This is a genomic window from Rhodococcus sp. SG20037, assembly GCF_031763325.1.
GTDB classification, from domain to species: domain Bacteria; phylum Actinomycetota; class Actinomycetes; order Mycobacteriales; family Mycobacteriaceae; genus Rhodococcus_F; species Rhodococcus_F qingshengii.
In genome coordinates this window covers 2,824,591-2,841,753 of sequence record NZ_CP134497.1, presented here as the reverse complement: position 1 = coordinate 2,841,753, position 17,163 = coordinate 2,824,591, and the positions used below count along the sequence as shown (strand labels likewise).

Annotated in this window: 20 protein-coding genes; 9 read left to right on the top strand and 11 right to left on the bottom strand. The window is 63.2% G+C overall.

Annotated elements, in window-relative coordinates; all coding sequences use genetic code 11:
• Positions 1-102 precede the first annotated feature (102 nt).
• From RHP72_RS13190 to RHP72_RS13180, 3 genes are read left to right on the top strand one after another with little or no spacing between them, the layout of a single operon-like run.
• A complete protein-coding gene (locus RHP72_RS13190) occupies positions 103-699 on the top strand; it encodes a biotin transporter BioY (RefSeq protein ID WP_007735162.1) in 597 nt (198 codons plus the stop codon).
• Between the two features lie 6 nt (positions 700-705).
• Entirely contained in the window at positions 706-1,386 is a 681-nt protein-coding gene (locus tag RHP72_RS13185) for an energy-coupling factor ABC transporter ATP-binding protein (protein WP_007735161.1), read from the top strand.
• Positions 1,383-1,988, top strand: coding sequence for an energy-coupling factor transporter transmembrane protein EcfT (locus RHP72_RS13180; protein WP_007735160.1), 606 nt, complete (start codon positions 1,383-1,385; stop codon positions 1,986-1,988). The genes RHP72_RS13185 and RHP72_RS13180 overlap by 4 nt, the downstream gene beginning before the upstream one ends.
• Positions 1,989-2,027: 39 nt before the next feature.
• Here the strand turns inward: RHP72_RS13180 and RHP72_RS13175 are convergent, their stop codons facing one another.
• The 5 genes from RHP72_RS13175 to pgsA all read right to left on the bottom strand — a co-directional run bounded on the left by RHP72_RS13175 (position 2,028) and on the right by pgsA (position 5,480).
• Complete coding sequence (locus tag RHP72_RS13175; protein WP_020907518.1) at positions 2,028-2,873, bottom strand: phage shock envelope stress response protein PspM; 846 nt, start codon at positions 2,871-2,873, stop codon at positions 2,028-2,030.
• 31 nt (positions 2,874-2,904) lie between these two features.
• Positions 2,905-3,717: a phage shock protein PspA gene (gene pspA, locus RHP72_RS13170; RefSeq protein ID WP_311094759.1), complete on the bottom strand. Its 813-nt coding sequence runs from the start codon at positions 3,715-3,717 to the stop codon at positions 2,905-2,907.
• A gap of 156 nt (positions 3,718-3,873) precedes the next feature.
• Complete coding sequence (locus RHP72_RS13165; protein WP_003942191.1) at positions 3,874-4,254, bottom strand: helix-turn-helix domain-containing protein; 381 nt, start codon at positions 4,252-4,254, stop codon at positions 3,874-3,876.
• Positions 4,255-4,344: 90 nt separating this feature from the next.
• A complete protein-coding gene (locus RHP72_RS13160) occupies positions 4,345-4,842 on the bottom strand; it encodes a CinA family protein (RefSeq protein ID WP_003942100.1) in 498 nt (165 codons plus the stop codon).
• A complete protein-coding gene (pgsA, locus tag RHP72_RS13155) occupies positions 4,839-5,480 on the bottom strand; it encodes a CDP-diacylglycerol--glycerol-3-phosphate 3-phosphatidyltransferase (RefSeq protein ID WP_020969465.1) in 642 nt (213 codons plus the stop codon). The genes RHP72_RS13160 and pgsA overlap by 4 nt, the downstream gene beginning before the upstream one ends.
• A 120-nt stretch (positions 5,481-5,600) precedes the next feature.
• Here pgsA and RHP72_RS13150 point away from each other — a divergent pair, with 120 nt between their 5' ends.
• Entirely contained in the window at positions 5,601-6,125 is a 525-nt protein-coding gene (locus RHP72_RS13150) for an amino-acid N-acetyltransferase (RefSeq protein ID WP_007735157.1), read from the top strand.
• Between the two features lie 58 nt (positions 6,126-6,183).
• Positions 6,184-6,468, top strand: coding sequence for a YciI family protein (locus tag RHP72_RS13145; RefSeq protein WP_003942124.1), 285 nt, complete (start codon positions 6,184-6,186; stop codon positions 6,466-6,468).
• A 16-nt stretch (positions 6,469-6,484) separates the two neighbouring features.
• Here the strand turns inward: RHP72_RS13145 and RHP72_RS13140 are convergent, their stop codons facing one another.
• From RHP72_RS13140 to thyX, 6 genes are all read right to left on the bottom strand, one after another.
• Positions 6,485-7,465, bottom strand: coding sequence for a TerC family protein (locus RHP72_RS13140; RefSeq protein WP_050655789.1), 981 nt, complete (start codon positions 7,463-7,465; stop codon positions 6,485-6,487).
• A gap of 45 nt (positions 7,466-7,510) precedes the next feature.
• A complete protein-coding gene (locus tag RHP72_RS13135) occupies positions 7,511-10,282 on the bottom strand; it encodes a DNA translocase FtsK (protein WP_030535561.1) in 2,772 nt (923 codons plus the stop codon).
• A 124-nt stretch (positions 10,283-10,406) separates the two neighbouring features.
• Positions 10,407-11,030 (bottom strand): TIGR03085 family metal-binding protein, encoded by a 624-nt coding sequence (locus tag RHP72_RS13130; protein WP_311094758.1) that lies wholly within the window; start codon positions 11,028-11,030, stop codon positions 10,407-10,409.
• A 59-nt stretch (positions 11,031-11,089) separates the two neighbouring features.
• Positions 11,090-13,099, bottom strand: a complete 2,010-nt coding sequence (locus tag RHP72_RS13125) for a ribonuclease J (protein ID WP_003942231.1) — start codon at positions 13,097-13,099, stop codon at positions 11,090-11,092.
• Positions 13,100-14,005, bottom strand: coding sequence for a 4-hydroxy-tetrahydrodipicolinate synthase (gene dapA / locus RHP72_RS13120; protein ID WP_003942142.1), 906 nt, complete (start codon positions 14,003-14,005; stop codon positions 13,100-13,102).
• 43 nt (positions 14,006-14,048) lie between these two features.
• Positions 14,049-14,801 carry an FAD-dependent thymidylate synthase gene (thyX, locus tag RHP72_RS13115; RefSeq protein ID WP_003942250.1) on the bottom strand — a complete coding sequence of 251 codons (753 nt, stop codon included), beginning with the start codon at positions 14,799-14,801 and terminating at the stop codon, positions 14,049-14,051.
• A 154-nt stretch (positions 14,802-14,955) separates the two neighbouring features.
• On the opposite strand from thyX, the gene RHP72_RS13110 reads away from it, so the two are divergent.
• From RHP72_RS13110 to RHP72_RS13095, 4 genes are all read left to right on the top strand, one after another.
• The gene (locus RHP72_RS13110) at positions 14,956-15,435 is read left to right on the top strand and encodes a toxin-antitoxin system HicB family antitoxin (RefSeq protein ID WP_003942206.1); all 480 of its coding nucleotides are present in this window, start codon (positions 14,956-14,958) and stop codon (positions 15,433-15,435) included.
• Positions 15,436-15,522: 87 nt separating this feature from the next.
• Positions 15,523-15,957: an SRPBCC family protein gene (locus RHP72_RS13105; RefSeq protein ID WP_003942203.1), complete on the top strand. Its 435-nt coding sequence runs from the start codon at positions 15,523-15,525 to the stop codon at positions 15,955-15,957.
• Positions 15,958-16,137: 180 nt separating this feature from the next.
• On the top strand, positions 16,138-16,530 hold the full coding sequence (locus RHP72_RS13100; protein WP_042450864.1) for a response regulator transcription factor: 393 nt from the start codon (positions 16,138-16,140) through the stop codon (positions 16,528-16,530).
• 211 nt (positions 16,531-16,741) lie between these two features.
• Positions 16,742-17,101, top strand: a complete 360-nt coding sequence (locus RHP72_RS13095) for an NADH-quinone oxidoreductase subunit A (protein WP_003942165.1) — start codon at positions 16,742-16,744, stop codon at positions 17,099-17,101.
• Positions 17,102-17,163: the final 62 nt, after the last annotated feature.

The window sequence follows — 17,163 nt, the reverse complement described above, 5'->3', positions numbered from 1 at the left end:
CGAGACCGGCCCTCACGCAGGTCAGGTGTCCAACCCATGGGAGCTTGGTCCTGGCGTAAACTCGCGAAGTTCGATCCCGTATGCCGAAGGAGCACGTCCGCAGTGTCTACGACCCGTTTCCCCGCTCGCGATCTCGCGCATGTAGCCGTCTTCGCCGCACTCATCATCGCGCTGGGCCTCCCCGGGTCGATCAACATCGGCATTTCCGGCGTGCCGATCACCCTTCAGTCCATGGGCGTCATGATGGCCGGCGCTCTACTCGGACCGCGCAAGGGTGTTCTCGCCGTCCTGACGGTCATTGCTCTGGGATTGGTCGGTCTACCGGTCCTTGCCGGCGGTCGCACCGCACTCGTGTCTCTCTCGAGCCCGACAGCCGGATTCCTCATCGGTTGGATCCCGACGGCGTTTGTCATCGGATGGCTGACCGCCAAGATGCTGCCCAAGTACCGGATCATCGCGGGCATCGGCATCAACCTCCTCGGCGGCGTCGTCGTTCTCTACGCGTTCGGCATCGTAGGAATGATGGTCCGCGGACACATGAGCTTCGTTGCCGCCTGGTCGGCCAACGCCGCCTTCATCCCGCTCGACGCCGCAAAAGCAGTCGTCACCGCGTTGGTCGCGTCCCAGGTTCACCGGGCATACCCGGCACTACTGCGCGACTCGGTGATCTCGTCGAACAAGACCGTGGTGGCGAATTAATCTCCGATGAGTGAGATCGTCTTCGAGAACGTCGGACACAGCTTCGGTGAACGAACGGTCCTGCAGCAGATAGATCTGCGACTGAGCGAGCAGCGAATCGGGATCGTGGGTGCGAACGGAAGCGGCAAGTCGACCCTCGCTCGCATGATCAACGGACTGGTCGTTCCGACGGAAGGACACGTCCACGTCAACGGCTTGGACACGGCGAAGAAGGGCCGCGACGTACGCAAGCAGGTCGGATTCGTCTTCACCGATCCCAACCACCAGATCGTGATGCCGACGGTTGCCGAGGACATCGAATTCTCGCTCCGCCGTAGCGGATTGGGCAAAGCCGAGCGCGCCGCAAAGGTGGCCTCGGTGCTCGAACGCTACGGCCTCGCCGGGCACGCCGACCATCCCACCCACCAGCTTTCGGGCGGGCAGAAACAGCTCCTCGCGCTCGCGGCCATCATGGTGACGGAACCGAACGTACTCGTCGCCGACGAACCCACCACGCTCCTCGACCTTCGCAACTCTCGGCTGATCAGCTCGGTATTCGAGTCACTCGATCAGCAACTGATCGTCGTGACCCACCAACTCGATCTCCTCGAGTCCTTCGAACGGGTGTTGGTCGTCGACCAAGGCCGCGTCGTCGCTGACGGCTCCCCCGCCGACTCCATCGATCACTACCGGTCGTTGGTCTCGTGACCACTCTCGGCGTCTACCGTCCGGGCCGCTCACTCCTGCACCGGATGCCGACGGGAATCAAGCTCTTCGCCTTGGTCGTGGCCATCCTCGCCGTCTCGATCTTCGTTCGTGAGCCGTGGCAACTGGCAGCTCCCACGATCGTCGTTGTGGCCCTGTACGCGGTTGCGCGCATTCCTCCGATGACGGCGATCCGGCAGCTGCGTCCGGCGCTGTGGATGTTGCTCTTCATCGGGGCGTTCCAGCTGGTAGTCGCGGGATGGCAGCGAGCGGCCGTCGTGTGCGGGGTTCTGATCATTTCGATCGCCTTCGCGGCGATCATGGGTCTGACCACACGGATCTCCGAGATGCTCGACGCGATCACCCGGTTCCTGACACCCTTGCGACGCTTCGGCGTCAATCCCGAACGGATCGCTTTGCTCCTCGCAATGACGATCCGGTGCATCCCGCTGATGTTCGAGGTCATCACACAGGTGTCCGAGGCACGCAAGGCGCGAGGGCTCGGATTCTCGCTGCGATCCTTCGCAGTTCCGGTCATCGTCGGCACCCTGATGACCGCGGACGCAATGGGTGAAGCGTTGGCGGCCCGCGGCGCCGACGACTGAGATTTCGAACAGGGTGCATCGATCAGGCGCGAGGACCGATCAGTTGTACTTGCGGGTGATGTCGTCCACCTCACCGATGGCGTCGGCAAGCGCCGAGAGTCGCTCGGCGGCCGCGTGCAGCGCCGAGAGTTCTCGGTTGAATCCCACCAGAGCCGAAGGGCTGTGAGGCGCTGTCAATGCAGCTGCGGAGGTCACCAGATCCTCGTACTGATCCAACCCCGACTGCAACTCACGAACTGCGCCGTCGATGGTGGGATCAAGAGGTTCGGTCACCTTGGGTGTAGCGGCCACGGCGCGTTCCATCGCGACGACATCCGAAGACACCGCGAACATCGCTCTCAATGCCGAATCGGCGGTAACAGTGATTTCGTCCAACTCACCGGGGTCGATGGTGTCGGCGCGCCTGAGCACACTCAAGATCTCGAACAACGAAGTCTCGGCGCCGATGAGGCGAGACATCGGGATGAACGCGCGAGACGACGACGGTGGCAAGCGCCGGCGAATCGGCGCCGACGGCGGTGGGCCGGAACTCATCGAACGGTAGCGGCCGACCGCGATGACGGCGGGAACCGCGAACAGTGCCGCTCCCCCGCCTGCCACGACCACCGACCACTCGGGGGCCGACGCAACAGCAAGGCCGGCCGTGCCGACCACTGATCCGCCGGACATGAAACCCCAACGCTGAGCGCGTCGACGTGCACGGGCACGTTTGCGCTCGAATTTGGCGCGCGGGTCTTGCCACCGCCGAGCGGCATCCGCCGCAGACAGTCCGACCTCGCGCAATGTGTCCGCGGTGCGTCCCAACGCTCCGAAGGCGCCGGATACGGAAACGGGAACGGCCGACCGGGGCTCGCGCCCAGATCGACCGTCTCGTGAAGAAAACATCAGAGCATCACTGCCGACATCGAGGATTCGGCTACTGCCCGGTCTGACCGGCAGCCGGGGGCTGCTTCTCGACGGACGGAGTCGCAGGAGTGGCTGCTGCGCCGCCGGAAGGCAGTGCCTCGCCCTTCATGGAAGCACGAATCTGCTCGAGGCGACTGTGCCCTGCCATCTGGACCGAGGCCTGCTGGACCTCCATCATGCGGCCTTGAACGGAGTTCTGGGCGAGCTCGGCAGAGCCGAGTGCGTCGGCGTAACGCCGCTCGATCTTGTCGCGCACAGCATCGAGGCTGGGTGTGTTGCCGGGAGCCGACAGCGTGCTGTCCATGGACCGAAGGGACTCGCTCACGCGCTCCTGCATCTTGGCCTGCTCCAGCTGGCTGAGCAGCTTGGTGCGCTCGGCAACCTTTGCCTGCAGAGTCATCGCGTTCTGCTCGACAGCCTTCTTGGCCTGAGCGGCGGCCTGCAAGGACTGGTCGTGCAGTGCCTTCAGATCTTCGACGCCCTGCTCGGCCGTCACCAACTGGGCCGCAAAAGCTTCGGCAGCGTTGGTGTACTGGATCGCCTTGTCGTTGTCGTCGGCAGCAGCGGCCTGATCGGCGAGGTTGACGGCCTGGCGCGCGTTGGCGTTGAGCTTTTCGACCTCGTCGAGTTGACGGCTGAGCTTCATCTCGAGTTGACGCTGATTACCGATCACCGACGCAGCCTGCTGGGACAACGCCTGATGCTGGCGCTGTGCGTCCTCGATCGCCTGCTGAATCTGAACCTTTGGATCTGCCTTCTCATCGATCTTCGAATTGAAGAGCGCCATCAGGTACTTCCAGCCCTTGACGAAAGGATTAGCCATTGGTTTGATCCTGCCTCCATCTGATGCGCCGCGCCGAACGCGACCCGGAGCGCGACCGTCGCGCACCGAAACAAGGGCTGCGCCCTATCTGCTCTGACCCCACCTGCTGGAAACCGGCGGTTACGTACAAAATCTATCGGTTACGGCCGGTAGTGGCTACGCCGCCGCCAACCTTCGAGCGTTCGGTGCCGGAATCACGACGCGGGTGTCGCGTGCGATAGTCGGCGAACCAGAAGCCGAGACAGAGCCGGAAGCAGACACGGCAGGTTCGGCAACCTGCCGACCAGCTACCGGAGCGCTCTTCTTCGTGGCCAGGGTCTCGCTCACGTCGACCAGCACGTCGGACAGTGGGACTGCGAGCGCATCACAGATCGCCGCCAACAATTCGCTCGATGCTTCCTTACGCCCACGTTCCACTTCGGACAGATAGCCCAAGCTCACACGCGCGCTGTTCGACACCTCACGTAGCGTGCGGCTCTGCGAAACGCGCGTACGCCGGAGACTGTCACCGATTGCCTCACGCAATAGCAGCGCCATCTCGCTCCTCCTTCATCCGTGACCTCATCGTGCATGGTCGTACGTCTTCACAATCGTCAACGTCCGAACACATCCGATTGGTTCCCGAGCCTATCGTGCCGCACGCTCTGCGACACGATCACGTAACCGCGACACGGCAGTTGCGACTGCGGTTGTCCGAATCTCCCACCGTTCGCCGCCGAGCGCGAGCGGTACGCATTCGGTTCCGTCCGGGCCGGCGATACCGAGAAACACCGTTCCGACCGGGTGTCCGTCCTGCTCACTCGGACCGGCGACTCCGGTCAGTCCGATACCCCAGTCGGCGCCGCACCTCGTCCGGGCGCCGAGCGCCAAAGCCACGGCGGTGCTCTCGGACACGGGGCCGTCCGTTGCCAGACGCTCGGGATCCACGCCCGCCAGCGTCGCTTTCAGATCGGTCGCGTACACGACCAGGCCCCCACGCAGCACCGCGCTCGACCCCGGCACGGACGCGACCGCAGCCGTGAACAAGCCAGCCGTCAGAGATTCGGCGGCGGCGACAGTCTGCCTCGCGGCGCCAAGGGCGTCGACGAGTTCGACCACTCCGAGTGCGAGCAGCGGGTCCGTCATGACTCGACTGCGCGAACTCCGGCGCGAAGCCTGATCGCCTGCACGATGTATTCGATTCCCGTCGCCACCGTCAGCACGACGGCAGCAGCCATCAGCAATCCGCTGACGATGTCCCAACTGCTCGGCAGCGGGCACAGGTAGAACCCGATCGCGACGGCCTGCACGAGGGTCTTGAGCTTGCCGCCCTTGCCCGCCGGGATGACCGCGTGCCGCAGTACCGCGAACCGCAACAGCGTGATTCCGAGTTCTCGGGCGATGATTATTCCGGTCACCCACCACGACAGGTCACCGAGAACCGAAAGACCGATCAGCGCGGCTCCGATCAGTGCCTTGTCCGCGATCGGGTCCATGAGTTTCCCGAAATCGGTGACCAGACCGTACTTCCGAGCCAATTGGCCGTCGATCCGATCTGTGATCGCGGCGACGATGAACACGCCCATTGCCCCGAGACGCCACCACGTCGAGTGTCCGCCGTCGACGAACAGAACAACGAGAAAAACCGGAACGAGAACCATTCGGACCATCGTGAGAATGTTCGCGATGTTCAGCAACGGAACCGGGTTGTCCGCGACAGGTGTGCCGTCGGACGGGCCGACGGCGGCGCGATGGGCGTCGGTCTGATCGCGCGGGGTACTCATCGGATCACCGCGCAGGCGGTGAGCCGAACCCGGGACAAAGCCGAGCGGCGCGGGAATTGCGTGGGGCGGACAGGCACGCGACTTAGAATATCGGTAGGGCCATTGACTAATGTGCACCACATGACTTCGACCGCGCCGACCTATACCGAGAGCCAGTTGATCGTGCGTCGCGCGCGAACGTCGGACATCCCCGAAATCAAGCGTCTGATCGACATCTACGCCGGCAAGATCCTCCTCGAGAAGAATCTCGTGACGCTGTACGAGGCAGTCCAGGAGTTCTGGGTCGCCGAGCGAGGCGGCCAGGTAATCGCTTGCGGCGCACTGCATGTGCTGTGGGCGGACCTGGGTGAGATCCGCACCGTCGCAGTCGATCCGACTGCCAAAGGCCAGGGCGCAGGTTTCCACGTCGTCGACAAACTCATCGAGGTCGCCAAGGAATTGGAGTTGGAACGGTTGTTCGTTTTGACGTTCGAGACCGAGTTCTTCCACCGTCACGGATTCGCAGAGATCGACGGCACCCCCGTCACCGCCGAGGTCTATGCGGAAATGTGTCGGTCCTACGACGCCGGCGTCGCCGAGTTCCTCGATCTGAGCTATGTGAAACCCAACACACTCGGCAATACTCGCATGCTCCTGACTCTCTGAACCGTTCAGACTCTTCACACACCACCATCTCGATTACCAGCCCCGAAAGCGGTTCACGATGTCGTTGTTCCTCGTCGAATACACCTACGCGCCCGAGAAGAACGCTCAGCGCGACGAAGTCCGTAGCGATCACCGCGCGTGGCTCGCGGATCTGGTTTCCCGCTCGATCGTCTTGTCATCCGGCCCGTTTGCAGATGGAAACGGCGCGCTGATCATCGTCGACGCCGCAGACGCCGACACCGTTTCCCTCCTCTTCACCCACGATCCGTTCGCGATCGCCGATTTGATCGAGAAGGTCCGGATCACCGAGTGGGTTCCGGTGTTGGGTCAGTTCAGCGCCTGAGAGCCCCGGCCCCGGCTTACTCCCCCGCCCGGTCGCGAGTCTTCAACAGGCTCGCGACCGTCGTCACCGCCAATACTCCGATAATCACTCCGAGTGAGAGTGCCGTGGAGATTTCCGGGACGGAGACGTGTTCACCTCCGTTGACGAACGAGAGGGTGTTCTCGTGCAACGCGTGAAGTACCAATTTCACACCGATGAACGCCAGGATTATCGAGAGCCCGTACGAGAGATAGACCAGTCGTTCGAGCAACCCACCGATCAGGAAGTACAGCTGCCGTAGACCCATCAGCGCGAAGGCGTTGGCGGTGAACACCAGATACGGTTCCTGGGTCAGACCGTAGATCGCCGGAATCGAATCGAGTGCGAAGAGCACGTCGGCAAACCCGATTGCGATGAGCGCCAACAACAACGGTGTCACGACGCGCTTGCCGTCGATCCGGGTGATCAGTTTGTCCCCGTCGTATTCCTCGGTTGTCGGCAGCACCCGCTTCACGAGTGAGATGATGCGACTGTCGCGCTTCTCCTCGGCTTCCTTCTCATGCCCGTGATCGCGGATCAGGGTGTACGCGGTGTAGATCAGGAACGCACCGAAGAGGTAGAACACCCAGCTGTACGCATTGATGGCGGCGGCGCCGACTCCGATGAAGACTCCGCGCATCACCAATGCGAGGACGATGCCTATCAGCAGGACTTTCTGCTGGAACTCTCGCGGGACGGCGAACGTCGACATGATGATCACGAAGACGAACAGATTGTCTACCGAGAGCGCCTTTTCCGTGACGTAGCCGGCGAAGTACTCACCGCCGTACGTGGTGCCCCAGATCCACATCACGACGAGGCCGAAGACGATGGCAATCGAGATGTAGACCGTCGACCAGAATGCGGACTCCCGGAACGTGGGCGCATGTGGCGTGCGGACGTGGGCGAAGAAGTCGAAGACGAACAGGCCGAGGATCACCACGATCGTGATTCCCCAAGCCAACGGCGTCACATGCACGGGTTCCTCCGGTCGTCTGTCGACGGCTTCTCCGCCGAGGTGTCCCTACTCGTCTGCAGGTGCCTCATCCGGGTCGCCGCCGCGTATCGACCACAGCAGACCGTCGAGCTCCTCGGGCTTCATGAGCACCTCGCGTGCCTTCGAGCCCTCGCTGGGTCCGACGACGCCGCGGTTTTCCATGAGGTCCATCAGTCTGCCGGCCTTGGCGAACCCGACTCGTAGCTTGCGCTGCAACATCGACGTCGAACCGAATTGACTCGTGATGACCAATTCCACGGCCTGTAGGAGGACATCCATGTCGTCGCCGATGTCGGGGTCGACGTCTTTCTTCTCCCCGGCCTTCTGTGCGGTGACACCTTCGGTGTACTCGGGCTCGGCCTGGTTTTTCGCGAAGTCGACAACCGCCGAGATTTCCTCGTCGGTGATGAACGCGCCCTGCATACGGGTCGGCTTACCCGCGCCCATGGGCAGGAAGAGGCCGTCACCCATACCGATGAGCTTCTCGGCGCCGGGCTGATCGAGGATGACTCGCGAGTCCGTCAGTGAAGACGTCGCGAACGCCAGACGCGAAGGCACGTTGGTCTTGATCAGGCCGGTGACGACGTCGACGGACGGGCGCTGCGTTGCCAGCACCAGGTGGATACCGGCAGCACGGGCTTTCTGCGTGATGCGGACGATTGCCTCTTCGACGTCGCGCGGCGCGGTCATCATGAGGTCTGCCAGCTCGTCCACGATCGCCAGGATGTAGGGGTACGGACGGTAGACGCGCTCGCTGCCCAGCGGGGCGGTGATTTCGCCGGACTTGACCTTGGAGTTGAAGTCGTCGATATGACGCACCCGGTTGGCCTGCATGTCCTGGTAGCGCTGTTCCATCTCCTCGACCAACCAGGCCAGCGCTGCCGCTGCCTTCTTCGGCTGAGTGATGATCGGCGTGATCAGGTGCGGGATACCTTCGTACGGCGTGAGCTCGACCATCTTGGGGTCGATGAGGATCATCCGTACTTCTTCCGGCGTTGCTCGGGTGAGCAACGAGACGAGCATCGAGTTCACGAAGCTCGACTTACCCGAGCCGGTCGAACCTGCCACCAGAAGGTGGGGCATCTTCGCGAGGTTCGCACTGACGAAGTCACCTTCGATGTCCTTACCCAGACCGATCACCAGCGGATGGTGATCGCGTCGAGTGCTCGGCGCGTTCAAAACGTCGGCGAGGCGGACCATTTCGCGGTCGGAGTTCGGTACCTCGATACCCACCGCGGACTTACCCGGAATGGGGGCCAGGAGGCGGACGTTGTCGGTTGCCACGGCGTACGCGATGTTGCGGGCGAGCGCGGTGATCTTCTCGACCTTCACGCCTGGGCCGAGTTCGACCTCGTAGCGCGTCACCGTCGGTCCGCGGGTGAAACCGGTAACAGCGGCATCGATCTTGAACTGTTCGAGGACTTCGCTGATCGCCTCGATCATCGCGTCGTTCGCAGAACTGCGGAGCTTGGGCGGGTCTCCCTCGATCAGCAACGTCGTCGGCGGGAGGTTGTAGTCGCCGTCGGTGACCCGATCGGTGACGAAGTGTTCCTTCTCCTCCGGCTCCGGTTCGGGTTTCGGCACGGGCTTGGCGATGGGGACCGAACGCGCAGGCACCTTGGGGCGCGGTGCCGGCGTCTCCACGACGGGCGCTGCCGCAGCCGCGACGGGCTCGTCGGGTACTGCGGTGTCGTCGGCGTTCCACAGACCGAGGACTTCGGTCTTCTTGTCTCCGGATTCGAACTCGTCCGTCGGGTAGTTGTCGATCGGTGCGCGTCGGCTGGTCCGCTTGGCGGGCTTGAGCGGCGGCTCGGCGTAGGTGTCGACCGGGTAGCCGTCGGCGTCGAACAGTGAAGGATCGTAAGCAGATTCGCCGTAGTGGTGCTCACCATCCTCGTCGAATTCGGATCCGTAGTCGCCGTATTCATCCGAGCGATACGAGGCGCCGAAGAAGGACTGGAACTTGCTCGGCACCTCACGCAGAGTCGTTCCGGTCAGAAGGAGGATTCCGAATCCGGCGGCGATGACGAGCAGCGGCGCAGACAGCCAGACGGTGAGCCCGTTGGTGAGCGGGCCGCCCACGACGTATCCGACAAACCCTGCGCCGTTGGAGCGACCGGTGGCGTCTGTCGGTGAACCCGAGATGATGTGCCAGAGGCCGAGCGCCGGCAGACCGACCAGCAAGGATCCCATGATCAGTCGGGGCCGGATCTCAGGTTTCGGTTCGGTGCGCATCAACAGGATCGCGAGGCCGACGCCGACGATGGGGAGCACGGCCGAGGCCGCGCCGAAGATCGCCCGCACGAGGGTGTCGATGCCGCCGCCGATCGGACCACCGGCCTTGAACCAGACGCCACCGGCGATGACGACGCTGAATGCGATCAGGCCGAGCGCTATTCCGTCGCGGCGGTGGCCGGCTTCGATCTCACCGACCTTACTGACGGTGCGTGTGGTGGCGCCGACGCCGCGGGCAGCCAGGGACCACCCGGCTCCGATTCCCTTGCCCACAGCGGCCAACGGGCTGGCCCGCTGAGAGGTTTTCGATACCGGGCGGCGCGCGGCCGACGACGTACCGGACGCCTTCTTGGGCGCCGGCTTGGAGCCTTTGCCCGACGCGGGGCGCCCACCAGCCCTGGCCGAAGTCGTGACATTTCGAGGAGTCGATACAGTTCGCGTGGTGCGCGAGGCACGAGGTTTTGCGGTTGCGCGCGCGCTCGGAGTAGAGGCTGACGACCTGGTCGATGCCCTGGACGTAGACGTGCTTGTACTGGATCCCCGGGCGCTCGACTTACCTGCCATGGAGTTCAGGCTAGTCTGTGCGACCCCATCTGGACCATCCGCAACACCAGCAACACTGGTGGCGAGTGCGAAACGTGATCTTCACAACCCGTCTGTCGAGCTCGGCTCCGGCAGAAGGGGGCCATCAGAAACTGCGATCGAGCGCCATCACGGATTGAACGTCGGCCAGTTCACCTTTGGCTTCGATCTTCACCTCGTTGCGACCGAAAGCGTGCAGCAGCAACTCGGCGGGTTCACCCTGCAGGACAACACTGCGAGAGCCGGATTTGTGGACGACCGCACTCTCGCCGGACGGAAGTTCGACAATGACCTCGACAGCGGCTTTGCGGTAACCCATCTTGCCGATCTGCCGGGCGTACTTCCACAGCTGAGCCTGCCGACCCTCCGACAACGGACGCGGCGCCCAGTTCAGATGTGCGCGTCGTACATCTTCGTGGTGGACGAACATTTCCGTGGTATTCACCTGCGCGTCGAGCCAGTACATCGGCGACCACCGAGGCGGCCCACTCCGAACGTCGTCGAGGATCTCCTCCCACGGACGCGCCGCTGCGGCCTTACGCACGCTCTCGGTGTGACCGGCAAGAGGGCTCAACATGATTCCGGGAGCGGCGTCGAGACGCCGCTCCCGGACTATCAGATGTGCTGCCAGGTCACGATTGGTCCACTCCCCACACAGTGTCGGAGCATCGGGGCCGAATTCGACCATGCTGTCCACCAGGGCGAGTCGTTCGTCATGAGCGAAGGTCACCTTCGCCAAAGTACTCGAACCGGACCGGGTTCGAGCGGAAGCGACCTGCTGTGCCGAATCTACGGAACCGCGATGACCGTCGGAATGATCATCGGACGGCGGCGGTACTTGTCCGCGACCCAGCGTCCGACGACGCGGCGCACCGACTGCGCGATGCGATGAGCGTCGATGACGCCTTCGCTCGCCAACCGGGCCAGGTCCGATTCCACGAGATCCGCGGCAGCCTTGAGCGCTGTCGGATCGTCGGAGAAGCCGCGACCGGACACCTCGGGGGTGCTGACCGCACGGCCCGTCGACTCGTTGATGACGATGGTGATCGCGATGAAGCCGCCCTCACCGAGCACGAGGCGATCGGACAGCGTCGGCTCACCGACGTCGCCGACGGACAGACCGTCGACGTAGACGTGTCCGACCGGTACGCGTCCGACGATCTCGGCGAGACCGTCCACCATGTCGACCACGACGCCGTCCTCGGCCAATACGATGCGCTCTTCCGGCACGCCGGTTGCCTTTGCCAGCGCGGCGTTGGCACGCAGGTGCCGCCATTCACCGTGGACGGGCATGGCATTGGTGGGCCGAACCGCGTTGTACAGGTAGAGCAACTCACCGGCGGACGCGTGGCCCGAGACGTGAACCTTGGCGCTCTGCTGGGTCACGACGGTGGCACCGCGCTTGGCCAAACCGTTGACCACGGCGAAAACGGAGTTCTCGTTGCCCGGGATCAGCGAAGACGCGAGAACGACAAGGTCGTTGGCGCGGATGTTGATCTGACGGTGTTCGCCGCGCGCCATCCGCGAGAGCGCTGCCAACGGCTCACCCTGCGAACCCGTCGAAATGAGCACCAGGCGATCGTCGGGAAGGGTGGCGGCGGTGTCGATGTCTACGACGAGGCCGTCGGGCACCGTCAGGTAGCCCAGATCCTGGGCGATCTGCATGTTGCGGACCATCGAGCGGCCGACGAAGACGATGCGGCGGTTGTACCGAGCGGCTACGTCGACGACCTGCTGGATGCGATGCACATGGCTGGCGAACGATGCCACGATGACACGCTGCTTCGCCTTGCCGATGACGTTGTCGAGCACTCCCCCGATTTCGCGCTCGGGCGTGACGAATCCCGGAACTTCGGCGTTCGTCGAGTCGACGAGGAACAGGTCGACGCCCTCGTCGCCCAGGCGGGAGAATCCGGCGAGGTCGGTCAGGCGGCCGTCGAGAGGCAGCTGATCGAGCTTGATGTCACCGGTGTGCAGTACGACGCCGGCGTCGGTGCGAATCGCGATCGCGAGAGCGTCGGGAATCGAGTGGTTGACCGCGAAGTACTCGCAGTCGAACGGGCCATGGGTGGTGGTGTTTCCCTCGACGACCTCGACCAGGTTCGGACGCAGGCGATGCTCGCGGCACTTGGCGGCAACGAGAGCGAGAGTGAACTTTGCGCCGATGACCGGAATGTCCGCGCGCAGACGCAGCAAGAACGGCAGAGCACCGATGTGGTCCTCGTGTCCGTGAGTCAAGATGACGGCTTCGACGTCGTCCATACGGTCTTCGATGTAGCGGAAGTCCGGGAGGATCAGGTCGACGCCAGGCTGCTGGTCCTCGGGGAACAGCACACCGCAGTCGACGATCAGCAACTTGCCACGGTGCTCGAACACCGTCATGTTGCGACCGATTTCGCCGATGCCGCCCAGCGCGACGATGCGCAGACCCGATGCCGGCGCCTTCGGGGGTGTTCCGAGGCGACCCGTGGGATCGACGGCCGGACGGTTCTCGGGGCGCTTGTTTCCGCGCCCGTTGCCCGACTTCGATGCTGCCGGTCGGTTACCGCCGGAAGATTTGCGCGGCGACCTGTCTTCGGTCGACTTCTTGGGTGCAGCAGATTTGGTGGCAGCGGACTTGGTTGCTGCAGATTTGGTTGCTGCGGCCTTCTTGGGCGGGGCGGCTGCGGCGGGGGCCGCTTCTGCCGCCGGCGCAGCTGGTGCCTCTACCGGTGCGGCCTTTGCGGCCGTTTCGGGAGCCGGAGGCGAAGGCGGACCGGCTTGACGACTGGCACTACGACGTCGGGGGGGACGGGTCATTTACAAAACTCCTGCCGCATGCAGATCGGCGGCAAGACCGTCGATCTGCTCTTTAGTGGGTGCAACCTGCGGAAGGCGTGGTTCTCCGACATCGATTCCGATGAGTCGCAGACCCGCCTTCGAAGCGCTGACACCGCCGAGGCGGGCAACGGAACGAATCACAGGGATCAAACTGAGGTTTATCTCGCGTGCGCGGGCGATGTCGCCGGACACGAACGCGGTGTGAAGGTCACGGAGACGACCCGGAACAAGATGGCCGATGACGCTGACGAAGCCGGTGGCGCCGACAGCGAGCCACGGCAGATTCAGCGGGTCGTCGCCGGAGAAGAACTGAAGCTCGGTGGTGCCGATCAACTCTGCGCCGGCGTTGAGGTCGCCCTTGGCGTCCTTGACGGCCTTGATTCGCGGGTGCTCGGCGAGTCGGCGGATCGTCTCGGTCTCGATGGGAACGACGGAGCGGGGCGGAATGTCGTACAACATGACGGGCAGGTCGGTCGCGTTGGCGACGGCGGTGAAGTGTGCAAACAGTCCGGCCTGGGGCGGACGTGAGTAATACGGGGTGACGACGAGCAGACCGTGCGCTCCGGCGCGAGCCGCGTCACGTGCGAGTTCGACGCTGTGAGCGGTGTCGTTGCTGCCGGCGCCTGCAACGATCTTCGCGCGGTTACCGACGGCGTCGATCACTGCGCGGAGCAGGTCGAGCTTCTCGGACTCGGTGGTGGTGGGAGATTCACCGGTGGTACCGGCAAGAACGAGGCCGTCACAGCCGTTGTCGACGAGATGGGCTGCGAGGCGCACTCCCGCGTCGACGTCCAACTTCCCGTCGGCAGTGAACGGGGTCACCATCGCAACGGAAATGGTGCCGAACGGACGCTCGACAAGAGAAGCGGAATCACCGTAGGTCATGGTCAGAAGGTTACCCGGTTCAGCTCTTACTTCTGCACACGAGTCACGACTCGGCCGCAAATGCGCTGACGGCAATTTCCGATCCGTCGCTTCCGCGAAGAATCTCGTAGTCCCCGAACACATTTGGCGCGACATCACGAAGCTGACGCAGGCACTCGACCGCGACTCGCCGGATCTCGACATCCGCATGTTCGGTGGCACGCATCTCGACGAAGTGCCGCCAGGCCCGATAGTTCCCGGTCACGACCAAGCGCGTCTCGGTGGCGTTGGGCAGCACCGAGCGCGCAGCCTGCCTGGCTTGCTTGCCCCGCATCGGGGCACCTGGCACCGATTGCAGTTTCCCTTCGAGGGCAGTCAGCAGTTCCCCGTAAGCGCGACGGCTTTCATCGGTGGCATTCAGAAACAGTGCTTCGAGCTCGGGATCACCTTCGACGGCAGGAGGCACGACGACGTTTGCATCGTTCTCACGGACGAATCGCTGCGAGAGTTGCGAGTACGAGAAGTGCCGGTGACGAATCAATTCGTGAGTGCACGAGCGCGAGATACCGGTGATGTAGAAGCTCACTGTCGCATGCTCGAGCACCGAAACGTGTCCGACCTCGAGCAGATGCCTCAGATAGCCGGCGTTGGTTGCGGTTCGCGGATTCGGCTTGGACCAACTCTGGTAGCAGGCTCGACCGGAGAACTCGACCAGCGCTTCGCCACCATCCGCGTCCGTCTCCCACGGAATGTCCTCGGGCGGGAAGAACTCGGACTTCGCCACCAACTGCACTTTCAGTGACACCGTGTTCGGCACAACCCACTCCTCGACAAGCACGAAACGACCAGCACGAAACCCGGGCGCCGTTCGCCTCAGGTGCTGGGCAACTCTATAGCGGTCGACCGCCCTCGATACCGAGTGACGTCATCACATCCTTGACTGACGTCACTTTTGACGCCACTGTGGTGTCATGGACATTTCGGAGTACACCGCAAAGCTGCAGAACGACCTCGCCACTGCAGCCGAACTCGGCGACGATCACACGCGCCGGATTGCGGCGTCGTTGTCCGCCGCCATCGAACCCTCGGTCCGCCTGGTCTTGTTGGCCGCGGCGACGGAACTGGCCAAGGAGATCGGGGCGAAGCTGGGCGACCGAGAGGTCAAGGTGAATCTCGACGGAAGCGAATTACTGGTCGACGTCGTTCGCCCGCCGAACTCGACCGGCGGCGAGGGTGCAAACGAGAAGGCAGACGACGAGAAGAAGGACTCAACCTACTCGTTCGACGACGTCAGCGGAGATATCAGCCGGGTGACGTTGAGGATGATGGAGCAGATCAAAGCCCGCGCCGAGGAGGCCGCCAATCAGAACGGAGTCTCCCTCAACTCGTGGGTTTCACAAGCCGTCCAGGGCGCATTGCGGGACCAGATGCGCAAGAACGGCATGGACTAGCTCGACGCCAACCCGATCACCGAATGATCTAATTGCGCAACTGCAGTAATCACGAACCGTTGCCGCAAGGCGAGAAGGAGCACGTTCATGGCCGTTTCGGGCGTCAAGGAATTCGAGATCAAGGCTGATCCGGAAACGGTGATGAAGGCCGTAGCAGCCGTCGATCGGCTGCCGGAGTGGTCGTCTGCACACAAGAAGATCACCATCGAGAGCACCCACGACGACGGTCGCCCCCATCGCGTTCGCATGGCCGTGTCCATTCTGGGAATCAACGACGAGCAGGTAGTCGACTACACCTTCGAGGGCGACGAGAAGGTGACCTGGACCCTCGTGGAGAGCGGTCAGCAGAACCAGCAGGACGGCTCGTACGTCTTGACTCCCACCGACGGTGGAACCAAAGTCACCTTCGAACTGACCATCGATCCCAAGATCCCGCTGCCGGGCTTCCTGGTGAAGAAGGCACAGAAGACGGCGCTGGAAACAGCGAGCAAGGGCCTGACGAAGTTCGTCGAAAACTTCTGAGCGCACACGCAATTCAGGCGGCCCTTACTTCGGCGTTCATCGCCGGGTAAGGGCCGTTTGCTGTGAAGCCGAGCTGTGTTTTCGCGGAAGTCCCTGCCGATGTTGAAGATTCGCCGGTAGCCAGAGACCGCCCGGAGTAACGTCGGCCGCGTGTCCGCCGAGACCGCAGAGCCCAACTCCATGGCACCCGTGCGCATCCTCGTCTACAGCGACGACGCACACACGCGCGAGCAAGTTCGGCTCGCTCTCGGAGAGCGCCCACATCCGTCGATGCCCACCATCGACTACATCGAGGTCGCGACGGCACCGATCGTCGTAGCCAAGCTCGATGCCGGCGGAATCGACCTCGCCATTCTCGACGGCGAGGCGAGTCCGGCGGGCGGCATGGGCGTCGCGAAACAACTCAAGGACGAGATCGCCGACTGTCCACCGATCCTCGTACTGACCGGTCGACCCGACGATGCGTGGCTGGCGTCGTGGTCGAGAGCGGAAGCCTCAGTGCCGCAGCCGATAGATCCGATCGAACTTGCTTCCACCGTCATCGCGCTTCTGCGTCGACAACTGAGCCGGTGAGCACCCGTTGCAGCGGTGATTCGTTGCGGCGCCGACTACTTCGGACTTTCGAGAGCGAAACTCGGCACCCCGAAAACGAACCCAATGTCGGAGGCCTCCCCTAGTGTGGGTGTCGCAGGTCACATAAGTATCGAATTGCTGGCAGTATCGAAATCGAACGGCACCTTCGGGCTGGGCGGACATCCGCACAGCGGAGAGGAGTTCGGGTGACATGAACGCTTACATCCCCATTCTCGTCCTCGGGGTCATCGCGATGGCCTTCGCTGTGGTGTCGGTTGTTCTCGCGTCCGTGGTCGGCCCGAAGCGGTACAACAGGGCGAAACTCGAAGCCTACGAATGCGGAATCGAACCGGCACCCCGTACCGCCGGTGGCGGGCGGTTTCCCGTCAAGTTCTATCTGACGGCAATGCTGTTCATCATCTTCGACATCGAGATCGTTTTCCTCTACCCGTGGGCGGTGCATTTCGATTCGCTCGGCCTGTTCGGCCTCGCGGCGATGGGCCTTTTCATAGTCAACGTCTCGGTGGCATACGCATACGAATGGCGACGAGGCGGTCTCGGTTGGGACTAGGCCAGCGGACACAGGTACAGCACACATACGTCAGACAAAACCGGTCACACCGCAGCTGTTAC